Here is a 21235-nt window from a genome sequence, read left to right on the forward strand (position 1 = left end):
GACCGCGGTCCTAGATTCGTGCCCCAGGGAGCCGGACGGCGCCCGCCGGGCACGGACACCTGGGGAGGGGTCGGATGGCCACGACGTCGAGCAGCACGACGACGTCGACAGGGCCGGCCGACGAGACCGTGCACGGCGGGCGTGCGGCACCCGCACGAGTGTCCCTGCTCGAGCCGGAACGCCGGCTCGTGGGGTTCGCCCTCGACCTCCTCGAGGCGCCCGAGGGTGCCGCGGGGCGGCTGACCAGCGGCGGCGACGACGCGGCCCTGCGGGTCGTGCTCGCCGCGCGCGAGGCACGGCCCGAGCTGCGGGCGCCGAGCCTGGTGCTCCCGGACACCGGCGACCCGGCGTACCTCCGGGCGGCGCGGGCGCTCGGCGTGCGCGCCGTGGTCGTTCCGACCGATGGCGCGGCCCGGGCGCAGGTCGGGCCGATGGCCCACGCGATGGACGAGCAGACGGTGCTGGCCGTGGTCTCGGCGCCCTCGCCGGCGCTGGGCGTCGTGGACCCGGTGACCTGGATCGGCACGGCGGCGAGCGCCAAGCGGGTCGCCCTGCACGTCGACGCGCGCGCCGGCGGCTGGTTGCTGGCGTGCGGGGAGCGGCTGGGCCGGGTGGGTCCCACGTGGGGCTTCGCGGCCCCGGGCGTCGCCTCGCTCGTGCTCGACCTGCCGCTGCAGCGCGGGGCCGCGACGCTGCTGCTCCACCGCAGCGCGGTGCCCGCCGCGCCCTGCGCTCCGCCCGGACCGGGCCACGCGTCCGCGCTCCGCGCGGTGCCCGGCGCCGCGGCCGCTTGGACCGAGGTCGCGGCCCGCGGCCTCGACGGGCACCTGCTCGCCGCGGGCTCCGTGCTCCGCGCGGTCGAGCTGCTGGCCGCCGCGGTGGACCCGCTCGCCGGCGTCCACCTGGCCGCCGAGCCGGAGGCCGGGGTCCTCGCGCTGTGGACCTCCGAGGGCTGCGACCCGTTCACGCTGGCCGAGCAGCTCACGCTGCTGGGGTGGTACGCCGAGGCACAGCCGTCGTGGTCGGGCGGCCCGGCCACGGTCCGGCTGGTCGTGGACGTCGCCGCCGCGACCGAGCCGGAGCGGCTGGTGGGGATCCTCGAGCGGGCCGTCGGTGCCGCGCGTGCCCAGGGGCCGATCTCCGTGCCGACCCGGGTGCGCGACCACCTGCCCCGGCTGGACCCGGCCCGCCTCACCACCGGCGACGTGGCGGTCCTGCTCGACGCCCTCGCCCTCGAGCCGCACACCGCTCTCGGCACCGCACGTTTCGAGGCGCTGCTCGACCTCGCCGAGCCGACCCTGCGCGCCGCCCTGCTCGCGCGGCTCGACGACCTCCTGCGCCAGCCGGTCCGCGCCGGCGGCTGACCCCCTGGAGTCCTGCCCGTTCGACCTCCACGTGGAGGCTGCAGGTCAGCGGGTGGGGGCGGTGCCCATGAACGCCTCGACCGAGGCGAGGTCGTAGGTGCCGGCGTCGGTGCCGAGGCCCGAGGCGACCTGGGCTGCGGCGGCGCAGCCGAGGCGGGCGCTGTCGGCCAGCGAGCGGCCCAGGGACCGGCCGCGGAGGAACCCGGCCGAGAACGCGTCGCCGCAGCCGGTGGTGTCGACCACGTCGACGGCGTACGCCGGGACCTCGACGACCTCGTCGGCGGTGACCACCAGCGCGCCGCGGGCGCCCTGCGTGACGGCGACGCAGCCGGCACCGGCCGCGACGAGGGCGCGGGCCCCCTCGGCCAGGTCGGTGGCGCCGGTGAAGCCGAGCACCTGCTCGTCGTTGGGCAGGAGGTAGTCGGCGTGCGGGAGCGCGTCGGCGATCCAGGCGAGCATGTCGGGGTCGCCGGGGGCCAGCACGTCCAGGGACGTGGTGGCGCCGGCGGTGCGGGCGGCGGCGAGCAGCTGTCCTGCGGCCTCGCCGCCGAGGAACTCCGGCCCGCCGAGGTGCACGTGGTCGGCCAGGTGCGCCGCCGGGTCCAGGTCGTCCAGGGTGAAGGCGCCGTTGGCGCCGATGCAGTGCCACGCGGGGCGCTCGCCCGAAGGCCGCACCGGGATCACCGAGGCCGAGGTCTGGTGCTCCTCCTTGCGCACGAGCCCGGTGACGTCGACGCCCTCCTCGGCCAGCAGCGCCAGCAGGGTCACGGCGGTCATGTCGTCCCCCACGGCGCCGTACGACGACACGTCGGCGCCCAGGCGGGCCAGCACGAGCCCGGTGCCACCGGCCGTGCCGGCAGCGGACATCCGGATCGTCTCGACGAGCTGCCCGTCGGATCCCTCCGGGATGGACTCGACCCCGATGACGTGGGTGTCCAGGACGTGCACCCCGACGACGCTGACCCTCATGCCCGACCTCCGTCGTCCGTGGGCGTGACCGTGCCGCTCCCGCTGGTGCTGCTGCTGGTGCTCCCGTAGCCGCTGGCCAGCGCGGCGAGAACGACCTCGTGCTGCTGCGCCTCGCTGAGCGTGCGGACCTCGCCGAGCGCGCTGGCCCGGTGGTGCAGGGCGCACAGCCACTCCAGGAGCAGGGCCCGCTCGAGCGCCTGGTCGAGGCAGGCACCGACGACGACCGCCCCGTGGTTGGCCATGAGGGCGGCGCTGCGCCCGGCGAGCGCGGCACGGACGCCGGCAGCGAGCTCGGGGGTCCCGAAGGTGGCGTAGGGCGCGACGCGCACCGACCCGCCGAGCAGCAGCTGCTGGTAGTGGACGACGGGCAGCTCGTCGAGCACGCAGGCGGCGGCGGTGGACCACGGGGCGTGCACGTGCACGACCGCACCGGCGCCTGAACGAGCGTCGGTGTGCACGCCGAGGTGCAGCGGCAGCTCGGACGTCGGGGCGGGCGAGGCGGGCTCGAGCGGGGTGCCGTCGAGGCCCACCGCGACGACGTCGGCTGCGGTGCAGCGGGCCAGGTCGACCCCGCTCGCGGTGACGAGCAGCCGGTCGCCGTCGCGCACCGAGAGGTTGCCGCCGGTGCCGACGACCAGGCCCTCCTCGGCGGTGCGCCGGGCCGCGGCCGCGAGCAGGGCCGCGGGGGTCGGGCTCACGCGGGGACGCCCCGGAGGCCGTCCTCGGTGGCGTAGCGCTCGAGGTAGGCGGTCATCATCGTGATGCCCTCCTCGACGAGCGCGGGGTCGCCGTCGGGGTCGGACTCGTAGGCGAGCTGGAAGACCCGGTCGCCGACCTCGACGGCCAGGGTGGCGGCGTCGAGCGTGAGGTCCTCGCGGCACAGGCCACGCTCGAGCCCGAACGCCCGCAGGGCGTCCGCGACCCGCACGTTGTGGGCGCGGCCGAACCGGGCGACCGCGACGTTGGTGCGCCCGCGCAGGTAGATCTCGACGAAGGCCGGGCGGCGGCGGTAGACGGTGACGAAGGCCCCCATCACCGTGCGCACGATCGAGGCGATGCTCAGCACCTCGAGCCCGGCGAGGTCCTCGGCGACCTGGGCGTCCATCTCCTCCATGTCGCGACCGGCGAGGGCGAGCAGGACCGCCTCCTTGTCGCCGAAGTACTGGTAGAGCGAGGCCACCGGGACCCCCGCCTCCGCGGCGATGGCGCGGGTCGTCAGCGCCTCGACCCCGTCGGCGAGCACCAGCCGCTCGGCCGCGTCGAGGATCGCCTCGACCCGGCGGCGGCTGCGCTGCTGGGTCGGCACCCGGCGTACCGAACCCGTGACGGGGTCGGTCGCAGCGTCGTTGGCAGCAGCAGCAGGATCCTCGTGCTCGGCGACACGCTCCACGGACATGGTGGGGAGTGTAGGGTACCGATCCTGAAACTGACACATGTTCACGTTTGCCTCTGCGGGTCGACCTGATCGGAGCACCATGGCACTGCACCTCCCGCCCCCGTCGTACGCCGGCGCGCAGCGGTCCACCGAGCGGCCCACCCTGACCCGACGCAGCGTCCTGGCCGCGGGCGCGACGACCGGCGGGCTGCTGCTCACCGCCGGGGCGGCCGAGGCCGCGCGCGACCGGTCCGCCTCCCCCGCCGGTCACCAGGGTCGGCTGCCGCGCACGGTCGACGTCGTCGTGGTGGGTGCGGGCATCTCCGGGCTCGTCGCGACCCGCGACCTGCTGGCCCGCGGGCTGGACGTGCTGTGCGTGGAGGCCCGCGACCGGGTCGGCGGACGGGTGCTCAACCACGAGCTGCGCGCCGGCGGCGTGATCGAGGCAGGCGGCGCCTTCGTGGGGCCGACCCAGGGCCGGATCACCGCGCTGGCCGAGGAGCTGGGGGTGCGGACCTTCCTGCAGCACAACGAGGGGAACAGCGTCTACATCTCCTCGCTGACCGGGCGCCAGGAGTACGCCGGCACCGTGCCGCCGGACCCCACGATCCTCCCCGACGCCGCCGTGCTGCTGACGCGGATCGACATGATGGCCGCCGAGGTCGACGTCAGCGCCCCGTGGTCGCACCCGAGCGCCCAGGAGTGGGACGCCATGAGCCTCGGGGAGTTCATCCGCCGCAACGCCCTCAACGCCGACGGCGTCGGCAACCTCATCAAGGCCTGGACCCAGCCCGGCTTCGGTGCCGACCCCGACGAGCTCTCGCTGCTCTTCGTCCTCTGGTACGTCGCGTGCTCCGGCGACGAGCAGAACGTCGGCACCTTCTCGCGCAACTCCGACACCGCGAACGGCGCGCAGGAGCGTCGCTTCGTCGGCGGCTCCCAGCTCGTCCCGCTGCGGCTGGCCCGGCGCCTGGGGGACGCGGTCGCCCTCGACGCGGCCGTCCGGCAGGTCGCCCAGGTCGACGGCGGGGTGCTCGTGCGCACCACGCGCGGGACGGTCCGGGCGAGGCGGGTCGTCGTTGCCGCCCCGCCGCCGATGGTGCTCGACATCGATTGGTTCCCGCGGCTGCCGACCCGGCGCCTGCAGCTGCTGCGGCACATGGACATGGGGCAGCTGATGAAGTGCGACGCGGTCTACGAGACGCCGTTCTGGCGCGAGGACGGACTCAACGGCTTCGGCATCAGCGACTCCGGCGCGGCCCGGGCGGTCTTCGACAACTCGCCGGCCTCCGGCTCCCCCGGCGTGCTGCTGGCCTTCGTCGGCGGCTCGACCTGGCGCGAGTTCGGCGTGCTGTCGCGCAAGGCCCGGCGCGAGGCGGTGCTCCAGGGCTTCGCCGCGATGTTCGGCGAGCGGGCGCTCTTCCCGGTGGAGTACACCGAGCAGGACTGGACCAAGGAGCGCTGGACCGGCGGCGGACCGACCGCCATCCACGCGCCCGGGACGCTGACCGACTTCGGTCCGGCGATCCGGAAGGTCTTCGGGCGGGTCCACTGGGCCGGCACCGAGACCTCGACCTACTGGTCGGGCTACATGGACGGCGCCGTCCGCGCCGGCGAGCGCGCCGCGGTCGAGGTCGGTGAGCGGCTGTGAGGAGGCTGCTCGGCGCGGCCGCGGCCGCCCTCCTCACCGCGGTACTGGTGCCTGCCGGGCCGCTCGCCGCGGCTGATGCCCCGGCGACGTACGCCGTCCCGGGCTCGGGCTCGGGCTCGGACAAGGCCACCGTCGCCAAGTGGACCACCACGGTCTTCGCGCGGGTCCCGTCGCCGGGCGCCCCGGCGTACGTCCACGCCCACACCAACGGCCGCGTCTACGCCGGCACGTACGCCGCCCCGGACGGGCAGGCCTCGAAGGTCTTCGAGTGGACCCGGGACGGCACGCTCCTGCGGTCGTGGGCGGTGCCCGGCCAGGACCTCACCGGCGAGCACGGCGTCCAGGTGGCCGCCCAGACCCGCACGGGCCTGCTGGTCGTCCTCGACACCACGACCTCGCGGGTCCTGACGCTGGATGTGCGCACCGGACGCTTCCGCACCGTCGCCACGCTCCCCGAGGGCTCGGTCCCCAACTACGCGACCTGGGGACCCGGCGGGCTCTACGTCACCGACTACGGCGACGGCGTCGTGTGGCGTGTGGCGCGCAGCGGCGAGGTCGCCGAGTGGCTGCGCGACCCGGTGCTGGACGGCGTGGCCGGCTTCGGCACGACCGGCATCCGCTACCTGCCCGAGGACCGGACCTTCCTGCTCACCCAGCAGACGCTGTCGACCGGCGCAGCACTGCCCACCAACGGCGCACTCCTGCGCGTGCCGCTCGAGGGCCGGGACCCCGGTGCGGCCGAGGTGCTGTGGACCTCGCAGCCGACCGACCTGCCCGACGGCTTCGGGATCGGCCGGCGCACCGGTCACGTGTACGTCGCGATGGTCGGGCCGACCAACCGGATCGCCGAGATCGACCCCGAGACCGGCCAGGAGGTCGACTCCTTCCCGGCCACCCCGCTGACCGGCGAGAACGGCTCGGAGATCCCCTTCGACTCCCCGTGCAACGCCACGTTCCTGGGCAAGGCCGTGCTCGTGGCCAACCAGTCGGCCGTGGCGGGCGACGCCTCGCACCATGCCGTGCTGCGGGTCTTCGTCGGGGAGCGGGGCGTGGCGCCGTACCTCCCCCGGCGCGCGACCTTCCGCTGACCCGGTCTGGGGTGCCGAGCCGGCGCATCCTTCCGGAACTTCGCGCCGGCTCGACCCCAGCCACACGCCGAGCCGGCGCATTCTTCCGGAAGAACGCGCCGGATCGGGGGTCGGTAGGTTCGGGGCCGTGGGAGCGCTGACCGGACTCGTGGAGAAGGGGCTCATGGCCCCGGACTGGGCCGAGGCACTGGCCCCAGTCGAGGAGCAGGTGGCCGCGATGGGGCGGTTCCTGCGCGAGGAGCTGGCCGCCGGGCGCACCTACCTGCCCGCCGGGGAGAACGTCTTCCGCGCCTTCCGCCGGCCGCTGTCCCAGGTGAAGGTGCTGGTCGTCGGACAGGACCCCTACCCCACGCCCGGGCACCCGATCGGCCTGTCCTTCGCCGTCGAGCGCGACGTGTGGCCGCTGCCCCGCAGCCTGGTCAACATCTACACCGAGCTGCGCGACGACCTCGGCGTCGTGCCGCCGCGCCACGGTGACCTGACCGCCTGGGCCGACGCCGGCGTCATGCTCCTCAACCGCGCGCTCACCGTCTCCCCCGGCCAGCCGGCCTCCCACCGCGGCAAGGGCTGGGAGCCGATCACCTCCGCGGCCATCGAGGCGCTCGTACGCCGGCACGAGGCGGGCCACCCGCTGGCGGCGATCCTCTGGGGCCGCGACGCACAGTCGTTGCGGTCGGCGCTGGGCGACGTGCCCTGCGTGGAGTCGGTCCATCCCTCGCCGCTCTCGGCGCACCGGGGGTTCTTCGGGTCCAGGCCGTTCTCCCGGGTCGACGCGCTGCTGCGCGAGCAGGGCGGCGAGCCCGTCGACTGGACCCTGGAATAATGTTGTAGAAACAAGCATTATGGGGGCATGAGCACCATGCCCGCCCTCTACATCGGCCACGGGGCCCCGCCGCTCCTCGACGACCCGGTCTGGTCCGGGCAGCTCCGGGCCTGGGCCGGCAAGCTGCCCCGCCCCACCGCGATCCTCATCGTCAGCGCCCACTGGGAGTCGGCACCGGTGTCGCTGTCCGCCAGTGGCGCACCCCTCGTCTACGACTTCGGCGGGTTCGCACCCAAGTACTACGCCGAGCAGTACGCCACCCCCGACGCCAGCGCGCTCGCCGCGCGGGTCGCGGCGATGATGCCGAGCACCGAGCCGGTGCACCAGCACGGCTCGCGCGGCCTGGACCACGGGGCCTGGGTGCCGCTGAAGATCATGTACCCCGACGCCGACATCCCCGTCCTGCAGATGTCGCTGCCCACGCACGACCCCGAGCGACTACTGCGGCTCGGCGAGCGGCTGCGCCCGCTGCGCGAGGAGGGCGTCCTCGTGGTCGGCTCCGGGTTCCTCACGCACGGGCTGCCCTACCTGCGGGAGTTCCGGATCGAGGCGGCAGCCCCCGGCTGGTCCAGCGACTTCGACGCCTGGGCCGGCGAGGCGCTCGCCCGCGGCGACGTCGACGAGCTCGCGGCCTACACCTCGCGCGCCCCCGGCATGCCCTACGCCCACCCCACGGTCGAGCACTACAGCCCGCTCTTCGTGACGCTCGGTGCCGCGACCGACCCGGGCACGGCGCCCGAGCAGGTCATCGGCGCGGACGGGGAGTTCTGGATGGGGCTGTCCAAGCGCTCCTTCCAGGTCGCCTGAGACGGCTCCCCCCTCCCCCCCGCCGCACGGTCGGCGCACGGTTGTCGCGCGGTCGGCCACCAGGCTCCTGCCAGGATCGGGGCCATGCAGCAGCGACCCGACGGCCCCGCCGAGCAGCCCGGGCCCCGGGGCGACGCTCCGGGCACCCCCGGCACGGGCATGTCGCACCGGACCGCCGTCGCCCTCGTGGCGGGCTCCTCGGCCGCGGTCCTGGTGGTGGAGATCGTGGCGCTGCGGCTGCTGGCGCCCTACCTCGGGCTGACCCTGGAGACCAGCACCATCGTCATCGGACTGGCGCTGGCCGCGATCGCGCTCGGCTCGTGGGCCGGCGGCCGAGCGGCCGACGCCGGCGACCCGCGGCGCCTGCTCGGGCCCGCGCTCGGGATCTCCGGGGCCGCGGTCGCAGCGACCCCGTCGGTGCTGCGGGTGGTCGCCGAGGGCGCCCCCGGGCTGCTGCTGCCGGTGGCCGCGCTGATGGTGCTCGTGCCCGGCGCCCTGCTCTCGGCCGTCACCCCGATCGCCACCAAGCTCCGGCTCAGCACCCTCGAGCGCACCGGCACCGTGGTCGGGCAGCTGTCCGGCATCGGCACGGTGGGGGCGATCGCGGGGACGGTGCTGACCGGGTTCGTGCTGGTCTCGCGCATCCCCGTCACCGCGATCCTGCTCGGCCTGGGCGTCCTGCTCGTGCTCGCCGCCCTCCCGTTCGCCTGGTCCGCGCGCCGCCACCCCGGCGCGCTGGCGACCGTGGGCGTCCTGGCGGCCGGGGGCCTGGCGGTCCCGTGGCTGCCCGGTGGCTGCGACGTCGAGACCGCCTACCACTGCGCCCTGCTCGAGGAGGACCCCGAGCGCGAGGGCGGCCGGCTGCTCGTCCTCGACGGGCTGCGCCACTCCTACGTCGACATCGACGACCCCGAGCACCTGGAGTTCGCCTACGTCCGCGCCGCCGCGGCCGCGATCGACGCGTCGTACTCCGGCGACGACCCGCTGGACGCCTACTTCCTCGGCGGCGGCGGGCTGACCCTGCCGCGCTGGCTGGCCGAGACCCGCCCCGGCACCACGAGCACCGTCCCGGAGATCGACCCCGGCGTCGTGCAGATCGACCGCGAGGAGCTGCCGCTCCCGGAGGACGCCGACGTGGACGTGCGCGTCGAGGACGCCCGGCTCGGCCTGGGGCGGCTGGGCACGGACAGCGTGGACCTGGTGGTCGGCGACGCGTTCGGCGGCGTGAGCGTGCCGTGGCACCTCACCACCGAGGAGGCGCTGACCGAGGTCGAGCGGGTCCTGCGTCCCGGCGGCACGTACGTCGTCAACCTGATCGACCACGGGGAGATGGCGTTCGTCCGGGCCGAGGTGCGGACCCTGCAGCAGGTCTTCGAGTACGTCGTGGCGCTCGGCGAGCCGGGGTCCGGGGTGCGACGGGTGTCGGGATCCTCCGACACCCGCTCGCTCGACCAGGGCAACGTCGTCGTGGTCGCGTCGGACTCGGCCGTGGACCTCGACTCGGTCGCGGCCGGCCTCGAGCAGCGCGACACCGGGTGGGTCACGCTGGCCGGCGACGCGCTCGCGGAGTGGGTCGGGGACGCGATGGTGCTCACCGACGACCACGCCCCCGTGGACCAGCTGCTGACGCCGTACGCGACGGGGTAGCCGCGCAGCCGGACGTCAGCGGATGCCGAGCCTGCGCATCATCTTCAGGCCGCCCAGCATCCCCTTGACGTACTCGTCGTAGTCCTGGCCCGGCCGGGCGCCCATGACCTGCTTCTTGAGCACCGCGAGCTGCTGCACGTCGGTGTACTTCAGCAGGCCCTGGTCGCCGTGGCGGGCGCCGACGCCGGAGGCCTTCACGCCGCCGGAGGGCGTGCCCTTCGAGGCGAAGGCCGTGGCCAGGATGTCGTTGACGTTGACGTTGCCGGACTCGATCCGCCGCGCGACGGCGGTGGCCGCCTCGACGTTACCGCCCCACACCGAGGCGTTGAGGCCGTAGTCGGTGTCGTTGGCCAGGGCGATGGCCTCCTCGACGGTGTCGTACGGGTAGAGCGACACGACGGGGCCGAAGGTCTCGACGGTGGCGTGGAGGGCGTCCGGCGGGGTGTTCTCGAGGATGGTCGGCTCGAAGAACGCCGGGCCGAGGTCGGGACGGGCCCGGCCGCCGGTGAGGACGGTGGCGCCCTTGGCGACGGCGTCCTCGACGTGCGCGCGGACCCGCTCCATGTGGTCGACGGAGACCAGGGAGCCCAGGTCGGGTCCGAAGTCGTACGCCGCCCACACGTCCAGCGCCTCGGTGGCGGCGACGAACTTCGCCTTGAACTCCTCGTAGCGCGAGCGCGGGAGGTACATCCGCTCGATGTGCATGCAGATCTGGCCGGTGTTGCCGAACGCGCCGAAGATCGCGCCCTGCACGACCTCGTCGAGGTCGGCGTCCTCCAGCACGATCATCGGGTTCTTGCCGCCGAGCTCGAGGCAGCAGGCGATCAGGTTGCGCCCGCAGCGCTCGCCGATCACGCGACCGGTCGCGGTGGAGCCGGTGAACATGACGTAGTTGGCGTTGTCGATGAAGGTCGGGCCGACGTCGGGGCCCTCACCGCACACGACCTGGAAGAGGCCCTTCGGCAGACCCGCGCGCTCGAGCATCTCGATGCCCCACAGCGGGGAGAGGGCGGTCTTGTTGTCGGGCTTGAGCACGATGCCGTTGCCCGCCATGAGCGCCGCGATGGAGTCGGAGATCCCGGTGGCGAAGGGGAAGTTCCAGGGGCCGATGATCCCGACGACGCCCTTGGGCATCCGCACCTCGGTCGAGGTGGTGAGGAACGGGACCGGGCCGCCGCGCGTGACGGGGGCCAGCAGCTTCTTGGCGCGCTTGAGGTAGTGCCCCATGACCATCGGCGGGTCGCAGGTCTCCTCGATCGCCATCCGCCGGTTCTTGCCGGACTCGACCTGGATCAGGTCCGCGGTGAGCTGGGCGTTGTCCAGGAAGAGCTGGTGGGCCTTCTTGAAGACCTTCAGCCGGTCCTCGACGCTGCGACGCGCCCACTGCGCCTGGGCCGAGCGGGCCGCGGCGAACGCGCGCTCGATGTCGGCCGGGCTCGACTGCGGCAGCTCGACCAGCTTCTCACCGGTGTAGACCTCGGTGAGGTGCCAGGGAGCCATCGAGCCGTCGCTGGAGACCCGGGCGACCAGCCGCGCGAGCAGCGCGTCGGTGACCGAGGCCGGTCGCTCCAGCCGCACGGGGCCGGTCGTCGTGTCCGTGGTGGTCGTCATGGTCGTGCCTCTCAGCCGCGGCCGAGCACGAGGTCGGCCCCGCGCTCGCCGATCATGATGGCGGGCGCGTTGGTGTTGCCGCCGGTGATCGACGGCATGATCGAGGCGTCGCACACGCGCAGGCCCTCGACGCCGCGGACCTTGAGGTCGGGGGTCACCACGGCGGTCTCGTCGACGCCCATCTTGCAGGTACCGACACCGTGGTAGACCGAGGTCGCCCGGTTGAGGATCGCCTGGCGCAGGTCGGAGCCCTGCAGCGACCGGCCGGGGTGGATCTCGTCCTTGACCGTGCCGCGGAAGGCCTTCGCCGCGAAGATCTCGCGGACCAGCTCCGAGCCCTCGGTGAGCAGGTCGAGGTCGGCGGACTCGGCGAGGTACGCCGGGTCGATGAGCGGCGTCGCGGTCGGGTCGGCCGAGGCCAGGCGCAGGGTGCCGCGGCTCTTGGGGTAGATCAGGGTGGTCAGGACCGTCAGCGCGGGACGCGGGTCCACGTCGTGGCGGATCGGCTCGTCCTGGTTGGGCGAGACGTAGGCCCACGGCAGCAGGTGCAGCTGCAGGTCCGGGACGTTTCCGACGGCCTGGCTGGACCTGAGGAAGGCGAGCACCTCGAAGACGGAGTTGGCGAGGAACGTCGAGCCGGGACGCAGGACCTCCTTGGCCACACCCTGGGCGAAGAAGAGCGGCTTGCCGCGCAGCTTCGACGTCGTGGTGTGGAAGGTCATCGCGTGGAACATGTGGTCGTGCAGGTTGTCGCCGACCGGGAGGTCCGCGACGACCTCGATGCCGTGGTCCTTGAGGTGCTGGGCGTGCCCGATGCCGGAGAGCATGAGGATCTGCGCGGAGCCGACGAAGCCGGCCGAGAGGATGACCTCCTTGCCCGCCCGGATGGTGCGCTCGGAGCCGTCCTTGTCACGGACCCGGACACCGGTGGCCCGACCGTTCTCGATCACGACCTTGGTGACCAGCACCTGGGTCTGGACCTCGAGGGTCGAGGGGGCCAGGTGGTGGATGTAGCCGCGGGAGGCGGAGTAGCGCAGGCCGTCGGCGGCGTTCTGCTGCATCCGGCCGACGCCCTCCTGCGAGGCGCCGTTGTAGTCGTCGAGGACCCGGCAGCCGGTCACCTCGGCGGTGGCCTGGATGAAGTCGAGCGAGCCCTCCTGGGGCGTCTTGTTGACCGTGACCCGGATCGGCCCGCCCTCGCCGCGGAACTCGTCCGCACCGCCCTCGTAGTCCTCCATCCGGCGGTACGCCGCGTTCACGCTGTCGGCGTCCCAGCCGGTGTTGCCCTCGGCAGCCCAGGAGTCGTAGTTGGCGCGGTTGCCGCGCACGTAGACCATCCCGTTGACCGAGCTCGAGCCGCCGAGCACCTTGCCACGCGGGACGGGCATCTTGCGGTCGAGGATGTGCTTCTGCGGCACCGAGTAGTAGCCCCAGTCGACGGTCCGCTTGATCTCGGGGACCGCGTGCATCGGCCCGATCATGCCGGGCTTCTTGGTCAGGAACTTCTCGTCGGTCTTGCCCGCCTCGAGGACGATGACGCGCGCCCCGGACTGGGCCAGGCGGCCGGCGATCGCCGCGCCGGAGGAGCCGGAGCCGACGACGACGTAGTCAGCCTCGTTGGAGTAAGGAGCCTTCTTGGCCATGATCCACCCTTGACATACCGACGGAATGTGTCGGCGCTCACCCTACGCCAGAACTGGAACCTGTTCTAGTGGATCTCGCGGACTCCTCGGCCGGTCTTCACGTGCCGGCCGGCCGCCCGCCTCCCCCGCCCCACGGCGTACGACCCGGTGACACGATGGGCCCGTGCGCGTCCTGTCGATCCAGTCCTCGGTGGCCTACGGCCACGTCGGCAACTCCGCGGCCGTCTTCCCGCTGCAGCGGCTCGGTCACGAGGTGTGGCCGGTGCTGACGGTCCACTTCTCCAACCACACCGGGTACGGCGCGTGGCGCGGCCCCCTGCTCGACCCGGCCGACGTCGCCGAGGTGATCGCGGGCATCGACGACCGCGGAGCCCTCGGCACCGCGGACGCCGTGCTGTCGGGCTACCAGGGCGACCCGGCGGTCGGCGGGGTCGTGCTCGACGCGGTGGCCCGGGTCAAGGAGCTCAACCCCGACGCGCTCTACTGCTGCGACCCGGTGATGGGCGACGTCGGCCGCGGGATGTTCGTGAAGCCGGGCATCCCGGAGTTCCTGCGCGACACCGTCGTCCCGGCCGCCGACGTCATCACCCCCAACCACTTCGAGCTGGACTTCCTCTCCGGCACCACCACCCGCACCCTCGAGGACGTGCTCGCGGCCGTCGAGGTCGTGCGCGCCCGCGGACCCCGCCACGTCCTGGTCACCTCGGTCCTGCACGACCAGGTGCCCGAGGGCCACCTCGAGGTACTGGCCGTCTCCGACGAGGGCGCCTGGGCGGTCACCACCCCGCTGCTGCCCATCACCCCCAACGGCTGCGGCGACGTCACCGCCGCGCTCTACCTCGCCCACCTGCACGAGACCGGCTCCCCCGCGGACGCGCTGGCCCGCACGACCGGCACGGTCTTCGCAGTGCTGGAGGAGACGCTGGCCTCCGGTCACCGCGAGATCCGGCTCGTCGACGCCCAGGACGCGATCGCGGACCCGCCGGCGACGTTCACGCCGCGCCAGGTGCACTGAGCGCCCTGAGCCCGAGGTCCGGCGACCGGAGTGCCGACGACGTGCCTGGCGCGTCGGGCGCACTCCGGTCCATCCAGAGAGCCGCGTGGGAGGGTCGAACTCCCGACCGTCCGCTTACAAGGCGGGCGCTCTACCACTGAGCTAACGCGGCGTGCCCGGTCACCCGGGCCCGCCGATCCTAGTGGTCAGCGACGCACGACCGTCGCCGGGCGCCCCTCCTGTCCGAGGGCGTCGACGCCGGTCACCACGACCTGCACCCGGTCCTTCTTCCCGACCTTGGGGATGCTCAGAGAGGTGCGCGTGGTGTCGAGCAGCAGCCGTCGGCCGTCCTCGAGGGCGACGGTGACGCGCCAGTGGTCCACCGGCGCGCCCGCGCCCTTCCTCCACGACACCACCAGCTTGCCCTTGCCGGGCTTGGCCTTGAGGTCCTTCGCCTTGCCGGGAAGCTGGGGGCCGGGCGCGTCGTACGTCGCGACGTCCACCGTGTCCACGGCCTGGCCGCGGTCATCCACGACGACCGCCGTGACCGTGCGCGGGCCGGCGGGCCCGGACACGTCGAAGGTCAGCGAGCCGGAGGCGTCCGAGGTCTCCCCGAGCACCGCGGCGACGCCCTCCTGGCCCGTCTCCACGAAGCGCAGCGACCGCGACGCGGCACCGAGGTTCGTCGCGTCCCACGTGATCGTGCGGGTGCGCCCGGAGCCGGTCAGGGAGGCCTCCACCGAGGAGACGGGGTACGACGCAGCGACCTGGAACGCGGGGGTGCTCTCCCGACGGGAGCCGCCCGCGCCGGTCCACCGCATCGCCAGCGGACGGCTCGCGGGCGAGGCGGTGATCCGGTACGCCGAGCCGGTGACCGAGCCGGCCGTGGCGATCACGACGCGCACCGAGCCGGTCGCCTCGCTCGGCACCAGCACGACGCGCTCGTTGCTCTGCGGCTCCAGCGGCGCCGACGGGTCGGACTCGACGACGACCGCGCCGTCGATGTCGCGCACTGTCACGAGCGGGACGCCACCCACCCCCGGCACGTCGACGTTGTAGGAGCGCGGGTCGCCCGGCGGCAGGAACACGGTGCCGTCGGGGCCGACCACGACCTCGCTCGAGGACCCGGAGCCACCGCTCTGCGGCGTGCGGTACTCACCGAGGTCGCAGGTGGTGCCGACGTCGGGGCCGCTGGCCCACTTGTAGCCGACGAGGAAGCACAGCTCGAAGGTGAACGGCTCGATGCCGAACGGGATCGAGGCGTAGGCGCCGATCCCGATGTCGGACACGATGCCCGCGGCCTCGGCGCAGAGGATCACGCACACCTCGGCCTCGACCCCGGCGAGGAAGGTGCCGGCTTCCAGGTTGACAGCACCCTCGATCTTGCCCCTGACGCCGAGGCGGGCCAACCCGATCGCGAAGTCGGCCATGAAGGCGAAGCGACCGTCGGTGTAGAAGTCGGCGCTGCCCCCGGCGAGGTCGAAACCGTAGAGCCCCAGCCTGCCCTCGATCCGCAGGTGGGCCGGCCCCGAGGGGGGCTGCTCGAAGAAGAACCCGCCACCGGTGCCCGGCGGGCTGCCGATCGCGTCGAAGGTGATCGGCCCGTCGGGGGTCGGGGCGGCCAGGTCGACGCCGCCACCGAGAGCGAAGCCGTCGGTGCCGTCGTAGTCGAAGCCGGCGTCGTTGAGCCACAGGCCCGGGTAGACCTGGAAGGGGAACGGCGGCCCGCCGTAGGCGAAGGAGAGCCGGACGAGCTTGCCCTGGCGCAGCCCGAGGCTCAGCCGCGCGTACTCACCGACCGGCGGCAGCTTGAGGTCGACGGTGCCGGTCCAGGTCGAGCTCGAGGCGTCGTACGTGACCGTCAGGTCGCGCATCCCGAACTCGCCGATCGCCAGCGAGGCCACCTTCAGCGTGATGCCGCGGAGGTCCAGCCCGCCGAGCATGGTGGTGCGCAACGTGGTCGCACCGGTGACGAGGTCGAAGGGGCGCGGCAGCGCGAGGTTCACACTGACGAACGCCTCGTCGTTGCCGAAGTCGACGCTCGCGCGCCCGAGCGCGGGCAGGTCGAGCAGCTTGATGCCGAACTTCTCCAGCCCCTCGAAGGTCGTGGGCTTGTCGACGTCCCAGGTTCCGGCGTCCTTGGAGAAGACGATCGGGCCGGCCATCTGCACCACGCCGGCGGACGCCGCGATCGTGTGGGCGACGGTGTCCACGGTGACCGTCGTCGAGGACTTCCCGCCCACGAAGCGGATGCCGTTGACGTTGACGTCGCCCTTGGTCGACCAGCGGCCCGCACCCTTCGGGCTCTCCTCGAAGCACCCGCTGCCCTGCACCGCCGCCAGGACGCCCGGCTTCACCAGCACCTGGCGCGTGCACTTGCCGGAGTTGTCGACAGGCACGAAGCCGCCGACGGACGACGGCGGCTCCTCCGGGTCGCCGTCGGGCACGACGCCTCCGACGGGGATGACGGCGACGTACGCCGCCCCGTCCTGCCTGTTCTCGTCCCACACGACCGCGCCGCCGCCGTCCCCTGCGGTGGAGACCCGGAGGTTGAACGCGCGCACGTTCTCCACGACGGTGCCCGGGACCGTGAACCCCGCCCCGGTCTCGGAGTACGACGCGCGGATCGGCGCGAGCAGACCCTCGTCGGTCCACACCGCGGTCAGGCCGCCCGCCGCGTCGGCGGCCATGGTGCCGAACAGCGAGTCGCGGATGTCGGTGGCCAGGAAGGGCATGCCCAGCTCGCCGGTGTCGGGCGAGAGCCGGCGCACCTGGTAAGCGTCGCGCAGGGGGTTGTCGTCGTACTCGACGTGCGTCATCAGGTAGGTCCCCGAGGGCCCGCTGACGATGGTCGGCTCGTCCTCGTCGGGCAGCGGGACCGAGCCGTCCCAGTTGCCGGCGTCGTTGTAGTCACCGCCCGCGCCCCGGTCGTAGACGCGGACGTAGGTGTCCTCCAGGTTCGTGTAGGCGGTCACCGGCGTGGTGTCGTCGAGGAGCGCGACGCCGCCGGAGTAGTAGGCCCCGCCCTCGGCGGTGTCGTCGAGGGTGGCGTAGCCGGTCACCGGGGAGTCGTCGGTCGGCATCACCTGCACACCGGCGCCCAGCGGGGCACCGGAGCCGGAGAACCCGGTCATGAGGGTGTTGAGCCCCGGCCCCTCGACCACCGACTCGGGAGCGACCGAGCCGATGGTCCGCGGCTCCCCGAAGGTGGTGCCGCCGTCGGTGGACTCCCACAGGGCCGTGCCCTCGTCGTCGCCGCAGCAGTAGTAGGCCAGCACGCCGATCGTCCCGTCGCGGCGCAGCACGACGCCGACCGGGCCGAACTGGAAGGTCGGGGTGGTGCCGAGGTCCTGGTAGTCCTGGCACGCCGAGGCGCCGCGTGGCAGTCGGCAGTAGACGGTCCAGGGACCGTCCGCGCGGTCCTCGCGCCAGGCGATGTGGGCGGTGCCGGCGGCGTCCACCGCGACGTCCGGGACCGAGGCCGCGTCGTCGGAGAGCAGGATCGGCGTGCCGGCGGCCTCCCGCTGCTCGACAGCGGGGGTCCCGGCGGCCGGGCCGGGCAGGGACGCTGCGGAGCCGGCGAGGGACGCGGTCAGGACGACCGCGGCGGTGCACCGGGAGACGAGGGATCGACGAATCGCACGACGCATGAGGGAGCACTCCTGGTCAGGAGGCGCCGGGTCGCGCCGTTCGCGAGCCTAGGGCTCATCCCCGCGGGTGAACAGTGACGGCTGGACCAGCTGCGGATCAGCCCATGCCCCCGTCGAAGGCGAGGACCGAGCCGGTGATCATCCGGGCCTCGGGCGAGGCGAGGTAGACGATCGAGGAGGCGATCTCGTCGGGGGTGATGGCCCGGCCCGGCAGCATCATGAGCAGCCGGTCCTGCACGCGGGCGTCGAGGTCGGGCGGGTAGGACGCGGCGACCTGGTCGACCAGCGGGGTGGCGACGGTGCCGGGGCAGACGGCGTTGACCCGGATGCCCTCGGGCGAAAGCTCGAGCGCGAGGGCCTGGGTGAGCTGGGTGAGCCCGCCCTTGGCGGCGGAGTACGCCGCGGAGTAGGGCTGCGGGATCCGTCCGGCCACGGACGAGACGTTGACGATGCAGCTGCGCTTGGCCGCGCGCAGGTGCGGCAGGGCGGCCTGCATGAGGAAGAACGGACCCTTGAGGTCGACGTCGAGGGTCCGGTCGAAGACCTCCTCGGTGACGGTCTCGAACCGGCCGAACTGCACCACGCCCGCCACGTTGGCCAGCACGTCGATCCGCCCACCCTCGGCGCACACCGCGATCGCCGCGTCGACGGCCGCCTTCGAGCCGACGTTGCACTCGACGTACGTCACCCCGTCAGGGACCGTCGGCGCGATGTCCAGACCGAAGACGGTGTCCCCCAGGTCGCGGAAGCGCTCCGCGGTGGCGAACCCGATGCCGGAGGCTGCCCCGGTGACGACGACGACGCGACTCATGGCGCGAACCTAGAACACGTTCTAGTCAGTCGGCAACCAGGCCGCGTGCCACGGCCAGCAGCTCCTCGAGCCGGGGGCGGTCCCCGGGCCGTGGGGCGAGGGCGGCGACCAGCGTCGTCGCGAGCTCCGGCGGCGTGCCCGGCGGGCAGGCGCGGGTGATCGAGCGCCGCCACCGCGACTCCGGCACCGGGTCCCCGCGCAGCGCCTCGAGCGCGGTCAGCGCCAGCCCGTGCACGTCGGTGGCCGCGGAGGCCTCGTCGCCGCGCCGCTGCTCGGGCGCCTGGTAGCCCGGCGTCCCCGAGCCGCGCCTGGTCGGCCCGGGTCGCTGCACCAGGCTGAGGTCGATGAGCACCGCCCGGCCGTGGTCGACGACGACGTTGGCCGGCTTCACGTCGAGGTGCAGCCAGTCGTGGCGGTGGAGGTAGCCCAGCGCCGAGCCCACCTGCGCCAGCAGCTGCGCCACGTCCTCGGCGGCCAACGGCCCCTCCTCCACCACCGCCGCCAGCGTCGCGCCGCGCAGGGTCTCCAGCACGATGCCGGGCGGCTGCTCGAGCACCTCGTAGCCGCGCACCAGGTGCGGGTGCCCGACCCTGGTCACCGCCTCGCCCTCGCGCCGCCACGCCTCCAGCACCTCGGGCTCGTGCACCCGCTCGGGCCGCACCAGCTTCAGCACGCACCGCGCACCCCGTGCCTCGTCCCAGGCGTCCCAGGTATCGAAGCGCCGGCCGTGCCCGAGCAGCGACAGCAGCCGGAAGCCCGCCACCTCCGGGGCGGGTACGACGGCGGCCGGCCCGCCCCCGGTCACGACCCGGCCCCCACCGGCTCAGCGGGTCGGCACGGAGCGGCACCCCTGCGGGGGTCGGGCTCGGCGACGGCCAGGACGACCGTCCGGTCCACCCGCTCCAGCACGAGAGGGTCGTGGGTGAGCACGAGGACGGTCCGGCGCGGGTCGCGCACCGGCTGACCGGGTGCACCCAGCAGGTCGTCGAGCAGCGCCGCGGCGGTGGCGGCGTCGAGCCCGGTCGTCGGCTCGTCCAGCACCAGGAGGGCGGCGTCGCGCAGCAGGGCACGCGCCAGGACGACCCGCTGCCGCTGGCCGCCCGACAGCGACCGACCCCGCGGGCCGACGCGGGTGCCCAGTCCGTCGGGGAGGCGTCGTACGAACTCCAGGACGCCGGCGCGGCGCGCGGCCTCCTCGACCTCCTCGGGCGTGGCGCCCGGTCGGCCGTAGGCGATGTTGTCGGCGATGCTCGCGTCGAGCAGCAGCTGCTCCTGGTGGACCAGCGTCACGGCCGCGCGCAGCGAGGACCGGGTCACCGCGGCGACGTCGTGCCCGTCGACGCGGACCGCACCGGCGTCAGCCGCCACCTGGCCGGTGAGCAACCGCGCGACGGTCGACTTCCCGGCGCCCGAGGGCCCCACGAGGGCCACCCGCTCACCCGGCCGGAGCTCGAGGTCGAGCCCGCGCAGCGCCGGCGCGCCCGCCCCGGGATAGGTCGCGCCGGCGCCGGCCAGGACCACGTGCGCACCGACCGGCGAGCGCGGGAGCTCGACCGCGTCCGGCAGGTCGGTCTCCGCCGGCGCGTCCAGCAGCTCGACGACCCGCTCGACGCCGGCCGAGGCGGAGTAGAGCGCGGGCACGAGGTCGGCGAGGTCGCGCACCGGCCCGAAACAACGGGCCAGCAGGGTCAGGAACGCCAGCAGCCCGCCCAGGCTGAGCCGGTCCGTGGACAGCGCCCACACCCCGCCGAGCACGACCAGCAGCACGCCCGCGAGCTCGAGCAGGTCCACGACCGGTAGGAAGACCGCGCGCACGCGGCTGCCGACGAGCTCGGCGTCGGCGATCCCCTGGTTCTGCCGCTCGTAGGCCGTCAGCGCCTCGTCCCGACGCCCGTAGGTCTGCACGAGCGCGACGTTGCCCAGCGCCTCCTCGGTGACGCTGGCCAGGGAGCCTCCGCGGCGCCGCCGCTCGCGGGAGACCTCGCGGGTCAGTCGCGCGAGCGCGGTGGCGGCCCACCAGAAGAGCGGCGCGACGAGCAGCGCGAGCAGGGTGAGCTCCCAGGAGAGCCACGCCAGGGCGGCGACGGAGAAGATCAGCCGCATCACGGCACCGACCCCGACGGAGAGCTGGCCGATCATGAAGGACTCGACCGCGGACACGTCGCTGGTGAGCCGGGTGAGGGTGTCGCCGGCACGGCGCTTGTCCGAGACCAGCGCGGGCTGGTCGAGCACCCGGGAGAAGCAGTCGCGCCGCAGCGGGACGAGGAAGCGCTGGGAGACCCAGGTGGAGGTGTAGTCCTCGGCACCGCTCACCACGCCGCTGGCGAGGTTGAGCCCGAGGTAGACCAGTGCCAGCCACAGCAGCGGCCCGGGGTCGGCGGGCACCAGCACGTCGTCGACGAGCCGCTGGAAGAGCAGCACCTCGACCGTGGCGATGGCCGGCCCGAGGGCGAGCAGCAGGACGACGAGGAGTAGCCAGCCCCGCACCGGCCGCAGCCGCGGCCAGAACCGCCGGGCGATGGCGACGAGCGTGAGCCCGGGTGCCGCGTCGACCAGCGGGGCGTCGTCGGCCCGCGGGCGCAGCAGGGCGCCGAGCGACCTCTTGCGCTGGGTCCCGGTCATCGCGTCTCCTCCTCCACGCACCGGACGGTGAGCCCCAGGCTGTGTCCCTCGGCTCTCGGCCGTCGCGAGCGTCGTCCTGCGGAGTGCCTCGCAAGGCGGAGGAGGGAGGCGATGCGCCAGCATCGACGACCGACGACAACGCGGCGAGGTGCCCGCAGGGCGGCGCGCAGCAGGCCATGG

The 21235-nt window shown here is 74.0% G+C and carries 16 protein-coding genes and 1 tRNA gene; 7 read left to right on the forward strand and 10 right to left on the reverse strand.

The genetic code is table 11. From position 1 onward, the window contains the following. Positions 1-74 precede the first annotated feature (74 nt). Positions 75-1364 (forward strand): aminotransferase class V-fold PLP-dependent enzyme, encoded by a 1290-nt coding sequence (locus Q1V71_RS11700; RefSeq protein ID WP_300643991.1) that lies wholly within the window; start codon positions 75-77, stop codon positions 1362-1364. A gap of 45 nt (positions 1365-1409) precedes the next feature. On the opposite strand, the gene Q1V71_RS11705 is transcribed toward Q1V71_RS11700, so the two are convergent. The 3 genes from Q1V71_RS11705 to Q1V71_RS11715 are packed head-to-tail and all read right to left on the reverse strand — an operon-like array spanning position 1410 to position 3729. Continuing rightward, a complete protein-coding gene (locus Q1V71_RS11705; RefSeq protein ID WP_300643992.1) occupies positions 1410-2333 on the reverse strand; it encodes a carbohydrate kinase family protein in 924 nt (307 codons plus the stop codon). Then, positions 2330-3031, reverse strand: a complete 702-nt coding sequence (locus Q1V71_RS11710) for a class II aldolase/adducin family protein (RefSeq protein WP_300643993.1) — start codon at positions 3029-3031, stop codon at positions 2330-2332. Before Q1V71_RS11710 ends, Q1V71_RS11705 begins: the two co-directional genes overlap by 4 nt. After that, positions 3028-3729 (reverse strand): TetR/AcrR family transcriptional regulator, encoded by a 702-nt coding sequence (locus Q1V71_RS11715; protein WP_300643994.1) that lies wholly within the window; start codon positions 3727-3729, stop codon positions 3028-3030. Before Q1V71_RS11715 ends, Q1V71_RS11710 begins: the two co-directional genes overlap by 4 nt. Before the next feature lie 79 nt (positions 3730-3808). Between Q1V71_RS11715 and Q1V71_RS11720 the strand changes: the two genes are divergently transcribed. The 5 genes from Q1V71_RS11720 (at position 3809) to Q1V71_RS11740 (ending at position 9724) form a co-directional block, all read left to right on the forward strand. Next, positions 3809-5359, forward strand: coding sequence for an FAD-dependent oxidoreductase (locus Q1V71_RS11720; RefSeq protein ID WP_300643995.1), 1551 nt, complete (start codon positions 3809-3811; stop codon positions 5357-5359). Beyond that, entirely contained in the window at positions 5356-6447 is a 1092-nt protein-coding gene (locus Q1V71_RS11725; RefSeq protein ID WP_300643996.1) for a hypothetical protein, read from the forward strand. Before Q1V71_RS11720 ends, Q1V71_RS11725 begins: the two co-directional genes overlap by 4 nt. Before the next feature lie 127 nt (positions 6448-6574). Next, the gene (locus tag Q1V71_RS11730) at positions 6575-7270 is read left to right on the forward strand and encodes a uracil-DNA glycosylase (protein ID WP_300643997.1); all 696 of its coding nucleotides are present in this window, start codon (positions 6575-6577) and stop codon (positions 7268-7270) included. 27 nt (positions 7271-7297) lie between these two features. Next, entirely contained in the window at positions 7298-8077 is a 780-nt protein-coding gene (locus tag Q1V71_RS11735; RefSeq protein ID WP_300643998.1) for a dioxygenase, read from the forward strand. 84 nt (positions 8078-8161) lie between these two features. Further along, entirely contained in the window at positions 8162-9724 is a 1563-nt protein-coding gene (locus tag Q1V71_RS11740; RefSeq protein WP_300643999.1) for a fused MFS/spermidine synthase, read from the forward strand. Positions 9725-9739: 15 nt separating this feature from the next. Here the strand turns inward: Q1V71_RS11740 and Q1V71_RS11745 are convergent, their stop codons facing one another. Further along, on the reverse strand, positions 9740-11335 hold the full coding sequence (locus tag Q1V71_RS11745; protein ID WP_300644000.1) for a succinic semialdehyde dehydrogenase: 1596 nt from the start codon (positions 11333-11335) through the stop codon (positions 9740-9742). A gap of 11 nt (positions 11336-11346) precedes the next feature. Beyond that, complete coding sequence (locus Q1V71_RS11750) at positions 11347-12978, reverse strand: GMC family oxidoreductase (RefSeq protein WP_300644001.1); 1632 nt, start codon at positions 12976-12978, stop codon at positions 11347-11349. A gap of 163 nt (positions 12979-13141) precedes the next feature. On the opposite strand from Q1V71_RS11750, the gene pdxY reads away from it, so the two are divergent. Continuing rightward, positions 13142-13993 (forward strand): pyridoxal kinase PdxY, encoded by an 852-nt coding sequence (gene pdxY, locus Q1V71_RS11755; RefSeq protein WP_300644002.1) that lies wholly within the window; start codon positions 13142-13144, stop codon positions 13991-13993. Between the two features lie 79 nt (positions 13994-14072). Here the strand turns inward: pdxY and Q1V71_RS11760 are convergent. From Q1V71_RS11760 to Q1V71_RS11780, 5 genes are all read right to left on the reverse strand, one after another. Then, a tRNA-Thr gene (locus Q1V71_RS11760) sits at positions 14073-14144 on the reverse strand. A gap of 34 nt (positions 14145-14178) precedes the next feature. Beyond that, on the reverse strand, positions 14179-17622 hold the full coding sequence (locus tag Q1V71_RS11765) for a hypothetical protein (protein ID WP_300644003.1): 3444 nt from the start codon (positions 17620-17622) through the stop codon (positions 14179-14181). Between the two features lie 97 nt (positions 17623-17719). Continuing rightward, positions 17720-18433: an SDR family NAD(P)-dependent oxidoreductase gene (locus Q1V71_RS11770; protein ID WP_300644004.1), complete on the reverse strand. Its 714-nt coding sequence runs from the start codon at positions 18431-18433 to the stop codon at positions 17720-17722. A gap of 25 nt (positions 18434-18458) precedes the next feature. Then, positions 18459-19238 (reverse strand): serine/threonine-protein kinase, encoded by a 780-nt coding sequence (locus tag Q1V71_RS11775; RefSeq protein WP_300644005.1) that lies wholly within the window; start codon positions 19236-19238, stop codon positions 18459-18461. Continuing rightward, positions 19235-21055 carry an ABC transporter ATP-binding protein/permease gene (locus Q1V71_RS11780; RefSeq protein WP_300644006.1) on the reverse strand — a complete coding sequence of 607 codons (1821 nt, stop codon included), beginning with the start codon at positions 21053-21055 and terminating at the stop codon, positions 19235-19237. The genes Q1V71_RS11775 and Q1V71_RS11780 overlap by 4 nt, the downstream gene beginning before the upstream one ends. Between the last annotated feature and the right edge of the window lie 180 nt (positions 21056-21235).

The organism is Nocardioides sp. (assembly GCF_030149505.1).
Taxonomy (GTDB): domain Bacteria; phylum Actinomycetota; class Actinomycetes; order Propionibacteriales; family Nocardioidaceae; genus Nocardioides.